Origin of the sequence: Chromohalobacter sp. 296-RDG (assembly GCF_029889885.1) — a bacterium.
Taxonomy (GTDB): Bacteria; Pseudomonadota; Gammaproteobacteria; order Pseudomonadales; family Halomonadaceae; genus Chromohalobacter.
Genome location: NZ_JARANY010000137.1, coordinates 1 through 2,610, shown reverse-complemented (window position 1 = coordinate 2,610; position 2,610 = coordinate 1). Strand labels below are relative to the sequence as shown.

The 2,610-nt window shown below is 51.6% G+C and carries 3 protein-coding genes; all 3 read left to right on the top strand.

What is annotated here, in order from left to right; genetic code table 11:
• Positions 1-1,000, top strand: a 1,000-nt coding sequence (mmsA, locus tag OP495_RS17105) for a CoA-acylating methylmalonate-semialdehyde dehydrogenase (RefSeq protein ID WP_280570947.1), incomplete at its 5' end; no start/stop codon positions are given.
• A gap of 410 nt (positions 1,001-1,410) precedes the next feature.
• Entirely contained in the window at positions 1,411-1,890 is a 480-nt protein-coding gene (locus OP495_RS17100; RefSeq protein WP_280570946.1) for a hypothetical protein, read from the top strand.
• Between the two features lie 90 nt (positions 1,891-1,980).
• Positions 1,981-2,586 (top strand): biosynthetic peptidoglycan transglycosylase, encoded by a 606-nt coding sequence (locus OP495_RS17095; RefSeq protein ID WP_280570945.1) that lies wholly within the window; start codon positions 1,981-1,983, stop codon positions 2,584-2,586.
• The last annotated feature ends 24 nt before the right edge of the window (positions 2,587-2,610 follow it).

The following is a 2,610-nucleotide window of genomic DNA, read 5'->3' as shown; positions in this document are numbered from 1 at the left end:
TTGCGGCAATGCCTTCATCTTGAAGCCCTCCGAGCAAACGCCCTCGGCCGCCGTGAAGATGGCCGAACTGCTCGACGAAGCCGGACTGCCCAAGGGGCTGTTCAGCGTGATCCATGGCGACCGCGAGGCCGTCGACGCGCTGATCGAAGCGCCCGAAGTACGCGCGCTTTCCTTCGTCGGCTCCACCCCCGTGGCGCGCAAGATCTACGAGGGCGGCACCCAGCAAAGCAAGCGCGTGCAGGCCCTCGGCGGCGCCAAGAACCACGCCGTGGTACTACCGGACGCCGATCTCGACAACGCCGCGAGTACGCTGATCGGCGCCGCGTACGGCAGTGCCGGCGAGCGCTGCATGGCGATCTCCGTCGCCGTGTGTGTGGGTGACGCCACCGCCGACGCCCTGGTCGAGCGTCTCGCCGCCCAGGCCCGCGAGCTCAAGATCGGCCCGGGCACCGAGCGCGGCCTCGATATGGGCGCGCTGATCAACGAAGGCCAGCGCGACAAGGTCGCCGACTACATCGGACAGGGCGAACGCGCCGGCGCCGAGCTGGTGGTCGACGGCCGCGAGCACCCGCTGGTGGAAGGCTCGCCCGGCTACTTCCTCGGCGCCACGCTGTTCGACCGTGTCACGCCGGAGATGAGCATCTACCGCGACGAGATCTTCGGCCCGGTGCTGTGCGTGGTGCGCGTCGAGACCTTCGAGGACGCCATCGCCCTGATCAACGCCCACCAGTACGGCAATGGCACCTGCGTGTTCACCCGTGACGGTGAAGCCGGACGCCGCTTCGCCGACGCCATCGAAGTCGGCATGGTCGGCATCAACGTCCCTCTACCGGTCCCGGTCGCCTTCCACAGCTTCGGCGGCTGGAAAGACTCGCTATTCGGCGACCTGCACGCCTACGGCCCCGACGCCGTGCGCTTCTACACCCGCCGCAAGGCCATCTCCCAACGCTGGCCGAAGCGCAGCGACCAGGAAACCGCCCAGTTCAGCTTCCCCTCCTGAACCACCCCCACGGCTGAAACCCACGCCCGCGCCGCTCAAAACGGCGCGGGCGTTTTTGTGTCTACGCCTTTCGTGTAGCTCTATGTTAAACGACGTTAAATTAAGCTAGGTTAGGAATACTTAAGGGCTTGCCTTCTTAGGAAGCGTAAATAAGCCCCGGTACATCGACAGCGAAATGGTGGAGCATACAACGCTGCGCTTGGCATACGACATCGAGGCGAGAGTGGGGGGAGGCTGTTATCGACTCAAAGCGGACTTTTGGCCAGTACAATTACGATGCTTATTACTCATTCTATTGTTTAATAATTCGATAATAAGAGTTGTTTAGTCAGCATTTAGATGTAGCGCGCCATTGATTTATAGAAGCCTTTAAAATTATCTTATTAGTAACAAGAAGAGATGAAGAAGATATGGCCGCGGAGCAATTTTGGTTAAATTTTTTGTACAGTGTTCTGGCTACTGTTGCTGGTGGTGGTATTCTCACACTTCTTTTCTTTTGGTTAAGAGAGGTGATGTTTTTCCTTCCTAATATAACCGGGCGTTGGCACTTTGAAATGACTACGGTAAACTCTTCATATAACCCCTATAAAGGTATGGTTTTGCGATACGTGGCTATGCTCTGGCGCGAAGGAAGTCGTATCGAAGGAACAGTTGAGAAAGTGTACGAAAATTCTTCTACGAGAGAAGGGGGATACGAAGGAAAGAATAGAACTAGAGGGTTGGTGGTAGGCTATATTGAGAAAAAATATTTCTCTAAAGATCGGATTGTATTACATGTCACTGAAAATGGTCATGGAAGAGAGTTAACTAATTTTTATGATCTTACGTTTAGTTCGAAAGAAAAAAATGACTGGTTGTTTCAGCTCTATGGTCGCCAAGCAAGATGGTAACGTTACATGGCAAAGGAACGAGTTTTGAAATTTTTCCTTTGGACTCTATCGCTCCCGCTTCTGTGTGCTTCCTTGCTTCTAGAGATTTTTATGACGAAAAAGATGCGCGAGGATCTAGGTCGCTGCTTGGCTGTAGTTGGAAACAGCGAAATAATTCCCGATGTTATTATTGAGGCGCTCGTCATTGCCGAAGATCACCGAAGTGATTTTCATCCAGGAGTTGATCCGATAGCAATGGGCAGGATGTTTTTGGCTAGAGTTAAAAAAAATCAACCCCGTAGTGGCGCAAGCACCATAGAGCAGCAGTATGTCCGAGTGGTTACAGGCCGATACGAGCGAACTATGAGTCGCAAATTTAGAGAGCAAATGCTAGCAATCATGATTTCTCGCCGCGCAAGCAAAGCGTCAATTTCTTCTGCTTATCTTGCTATCGCATTTTATGGAACTGATTTTGTAGGGATCAGCGGCTTAAAAGCTCACTTTGGTGAGGGGTTGAAAAGCTTATCTTTTCAACAAGCATTGCAGATAGTTGTTTATCTTAAATATCCGCGGCCTCGTAAACCTACTGAAGAATGGAATAATAAGGTTTCGAGACGAGCGGGTGTTATTTTAAGTCGTCTTGAAAATGGTGGCTACTATTCGTTAAAGTCAAAGATATTTTTTCATGAGATTTATAATATGTCAAATTATTATTAATATCTTAATTAAGTTATTAATAAT

Coding starts and splice junctions, on each gene's coding strand:
- OP495_RS17095 (WP_280570945.1), top strand. CDS start 1,981: ATGACGAAAAAGATGCGCGAGGATCTAGGTCGCTGCTTGGCTGTAGTT.
- OP495_RS17100 (WP_280570946.1), top strand. CDS start 1,411: ATGGCCGCGGAGCAATTTTGGTTAAATTTTTTGTACAGTGTTCTGGCT.